This is a genomic window from Streptomyces phyllanthi (assembly GCF_009377205.1).
Taxonomy (GTDB): Bacteria; Actinomycetota; Actinomycetes; order Streptomycetales; family Streptomycetaceae; genus Streptomyces; species Streptomyces phyllanthi.
Genome location: NZ_VJZE01000616.1, coordinates 1 through 4,332, shown reverse-complemented (window position 1 = coordinate 4,332; position 4,332 = coordinate 1). Strand labels below are relative to the sequence as shown.

The following is a 4,332-nucleotide window of genomic DNA, read 5'->3' as shown; positions in this document are numbered from 1 at the left end:
GGGGGGAGACCATGGGGGGCACCTCCTGGGCGTCCGGTTCCTGTGTTCTGGATTCCGGAAGGTGGCCGGACCGATGTCCGGTCGGCGCTCCTATTGAAGATTGAAGGAACTCGGGCCGGTCCACCACCCCCGGATGAGGGTGAAAGGAGCCCGGTCCTCCGCTTCGCCGATGCCCTGCGCTGCCCCTGCCGCCGCCCGGTACTCCCCTACCTGGCGCCGTGTACTCCTACCCCCTGTCTGCTGGGTGTACCGACCCGGCAACCCTATCTGCGGCGGGCCGTGGTGATGAAGAAGGTCGCGGTCGCGGTGAAGACGTTCCGGCGGGAGATATGGCCGAGGTCGTCCTTCCACAGCGCCGCCGCACCCTCACTGACGGCGCCCCGGGCGAGGGCCGCGGTCAGGGCCGGCTCCAGTACCAGGTCGCACGCGGACGCGTGGTCCTTCATGGTCACCAGGACGGGAACGACCTCGATGCCGGTGAATCCCGCGTCGGCGAGGTGGTAGGCGCTGCGGGTGCCGGCGTGGGGGTTCGGGACGGTCGAGCAGAACGCGTCCTTGACCGCGGCGGTCGTCCGCGGGAACCGGGAACTCAGCACCAGCGAGTCGAGATCGGGGTCCGCGAGGACGATCGTCCCGCCCGGCCTCAGTACCCTGCGGGCCTCGGACAGTGCCCCGGCGGGAGCGTCGAAGTGGAGAAAGGTCCGCTCGGACCGGTACCACGACAGTTCGCCGTCCCCGAACGGCAGGTCGAAGGCACTGCCCTGGACGATGCGGCAGTGCGGGAACCGGGCCAGGGCCGCGTCGACCATGGCCTGGCTGCTGTCGACCCCCACGGCGTCCCTTCCGAGCCGTACGAGATCCGCGACGGCGCGGCCCGCGCCGCACCCGATGTCCGCTCCCTTTCCCCCGGTGGTCCCGAGTGCGCGGTAGGTGGCCTCCCGCACGATGCGGCCGCCCTCGCTCCGCTCGGTCTTCCGCAGATAGGTGACGAAGTCCTCGGGGGCGCCGGACGCGTCGACGTCGTCGAAGCGGTCGGCGAGGCCTCCTGCCGTGCGTGGTTCGGTGGTGTCCACGTGCTGCTGTCTCCCGTCCGGAGCCTGGAGGTGTCCCATGCTCGGCTGATTCAGTGGGGGTGGCGCTCGTCGATGAGCCGGATCAGCTTGCCCGTGCGGGGGTTGACGGCGAGTCCGGTGGGCGGAACGCATTCCACGGTCAGCGGATTGATCAGCCCGGCCTCGACGTGTTCCGTGAACATCGGGCGGATCTCGTCGAGCCGGGCGGCGACGGCCTTGCCCGCCGTGTCCGGGTCACCCAGGTCGCCCGCGATCCTGAGGACGAGTTCGTCCTTGGCGTCCTTGCGGCGCTGCACCACCTGCATCCCGGCGAAGGGCCGGCCCTGGACCACGTGCTGCACGAGGGCGCGCAGGTCCTCCAGGTACAGGGTGATGGGCCCGACCCGGGCGCCCTCGTCGGAGCGGCCGAGCAGTCTGAACCGTCCGGCCCCGTGGTCCACCCACTCCCCTCGGTCGCCGGTGGGGTAACGGATCACCGGCATCAGGCGGCGGCCCAGATCGGTGACGACCAGCCGTCCGGGTCTGCCGGGTTCGGTGATGGTCTCCGAGGAGTCGTCGTCGACGACCTCGATGACGGTCCGTGGCCGGTGGACGGTGTGGACCCTGGGGTCGGGATCGTCGGCCACGGGCGCGCCCAGCATGCCGCCGTCCACGCTGCCGTAGCCGAGGGAGCGGATCGCGGCACCCGGGAACGCCTCTTCGAGCAGAGGGCGCTGGTCGTCGTAGAACGCCTCGCCCGCGAACATGATGAGGTGGACGTCGGGTGCCGAGCGGCCGGACTCGGTGAGGTGGGCGGCCAGTTGGCAGATGGAGGTCGTCGGGCCCATCAGCGCGGTGGCGGTGAAGTCCTCGATCACACGGGCGGTGAAGTCGAGGGGCGCGGCGGCGACGGGCAGGTGCACGTTCGGTACCGAGGACTCCTGCAGGCACAGCACGTTGAAGAGGAAGCTGGCGTACAGCTCCCCGGCGTAGAAGAGGTTGACGACACGGTCGCCGGGGAGCAGTCCGGCCCGGGCGAAGCCGTTGCCCTGGAGGCGGCTCATGTCCAGCAGTTCGCGCCGGGTGTAGACGGAGAGCTTGGGGTCCGTGGTGGTGCCGCCGGACTTGAAGACGATGCCGTCCATGAGCGGGCCGGTGAGCACCTTGCTGTCGTGCGCGGTGTTGGCGGCCCAGTAGGCGCAGTGGTCGAGGACGGGCAGGTCCTCGATCTGTACGGGACCGCTGGGGAGGTGGGCGTAGAGATCGCGGTAGAAGGGCGAGTGGCCGCGCACGAAGGTGACGAGTTCGGTGAGGTCGTGGGTGTGGGTGTGGGTGTGGGTGTGGGTGTGGGTGTCGGTCATGGTGGGCCTCCGGAGGGGTCTGCTGCGGGAGGGTGCCGTGCGTTCCGCGGGGAGCGTCGTACGGGTGTCGTCCCGTCAGGTGTCGTCCTCGGTCAGCCGGAGGCTCAGTCCGGCCACGTGGTAGATGCGGGTGCCGTCGGCCCACAGCCATCCCTCGGCGACGGCGAAGGGGCCGGACTCCGTCTCGCCGGTCTCGGTGATCTCCAGCTCGACGGTGACCTTCTCGTTCCGCGGGGTGACCTGCCCCCGGTACTTCCAGGTGAGCTCCCGGCCCGGGAGCACCGGCTCGAAGCGGGGCCGGCGCAGGCCGGCGCCCAGGCCGCGCTCCAGGGCGTAGAACTGGAGGAGCTGGTACATGGCCTGCACCCCGAGCGAGCCGGGCTGCACGGGGTCCTGGAAGAAGTGGGCCTTGAAGAACCACTCGCCGGGGTCCACGTCCTTCTCCGCCCGTAGCCGTCCCAGCCCCGCACGCCCCGCGTCCGGCCAGTAGCCGGTCACCCGGTCGAGCATCAGCAGCATGGGGCCGGGCAGACGGGCGGGACCGCCGAAGTACTTGTCCGGGCGGGCGGTGAGGTCGACGCGGAAGGAGGACGGCTCGTCCGGCGCACGCCGTTCGTCGGCGGTGGGCGGCAGCCCGGTCTGGTTCTCGAACGCCTCCGGAGGGAAGAAGCCGAACACCGTGGTGAGTGTGAACAGCGGCTCGCCGTCGGCGAGGCACTCGACCTCGAAGGTCTCGATGATCATGTCGCCGTTGTGGGCGATGTCGCTCAGCCGGGTCCGTGTGCGCAGCACCCGGGTGCCGGGGCGGACCTCCCCGAGGATGGTCCCCGTGCCGTCGAGGTTGCGGAACAGCAGGTCGGCGTCGTGGCCGAGGGCGCTGCCGATGTACGAGGCGAGCCAGCCGCCGGCCTGGAGGACGACCTCCATGAGCACCCCGAGGGGCATGGCGGGGAAGCCGTTCTGCTCGAAGTACCAGACCTGCTCGGGTACGTCGTACTCGACCACCACCGCGCTGCCCGTCCTGGGCACCCAGGGCGGGCCCTCCACGGCGACCGCGCGGCTCATGAAGTGGAACGGCGGCCCGGGGAGCCTCGCCGGCCGGCGGGCGCTGTCGAACGGGGTGTAGGCGGCGCCGAACGCCTCGCTGGGCCTGCCCCACGCACAGGCGAGCATCGCGGGGAAGCCGTAGCGGAAGCCCTGCACCTCGGCCACCGCTGCCGTCTCGCGGTGTCCGGCCAGGCCCGCGAGCACCTGGTGCGGCACCGGATCGCCGGTGGGCTGCACGGTGGGCGGGCCGAGGTGGCGCCAGTGGGTCAGCGGCCAGTCGGGCACCAGACGCAGCCGGACCCCGCGGGCGTGGAAGGCCTTGACTCCGTCGACGGTGCAGAGGACGTCGGCCCGCAGTTCCGGTTCGGACCCGGCCGGCAGTCCCGACACCTCGGACACGAAGACCTCGTACGTCAGGAGCCGGCTGTCGGGAGTGACCTGGCCCCGGCAGACCATCGGCACGGGGTTGTCCGGGGCCGGTTCGAAGCGCCAGCCGTCACGGTCGACCGTGCAGCCGGTGGCGGCGAGGTAGAAGGCCATGGCCTGCAGACAGCCCTCGAACATCAGGGTGCCCGGCATGCACGGGTCGTTGGTGAAGTGGCCCTCGAAGAACCAGTCGTCGGGCGCGATCGGCGTCTCGGCCCGCAGATAGCCGCGTCCCCACGGTCCGCCCGAGGGGTCGCATACGGACACCTCGCGCAGCAGCCGCATCCGGCCGTCTCCGGTCCGGGGCGGGCGTATGTGGCTCCGGGTCGGCTCCCAGCCGGGGCCGAAGCAGTCGTAGGGGCGGCCTTCGGTGAAGGCCCGTACGGCCTCCGGGGCGAAGGACCGGGCGGGGGCGGAAGGCTGTAAGGGGCCCGGAGGCCGTACGG

Annotated in this window: 2 protein-coding genes and 1 pseudogene; all 3 read right to left on the bottom strand. The window is 71.4% G+C overall.

What is annotated here, in order from left to right; genetic code table 11:
* Positions 1 to 263: 263 nt before the first annotated feature.
* A complete protein-coding gene (locus FNH04_RS42135) occupies positions 264 to 1,073 on the bottom strand; it encodes a methyltransferase domain-containing protein (protein WP_194236999.1) in 810 nt (269 codons plus the stop codon).
* Positions 1,074 to 1,123: 50 nt separating this feature from the next.
* Positions 1,124 to 2,413: a phenylacetate--CoA ligase family protein gene (locus FNH04_RS42130; RefSeq protein ID WP_152791524.1), complete on the bottom strand. Its 1,290-nt coding sequence runs from the start codon at positions 2,411 to 2,413 to the stop codon at positions 1,124 to 1,126.
* 75 nt (positions 2,414 to 2,488) lie between these two features.
* A pseudogene (locus tag FNH04_RS42125) lies at positions 2,489 to 4,332 on the bottom strand (type I polyketide synthase); the annotation flags it as partial.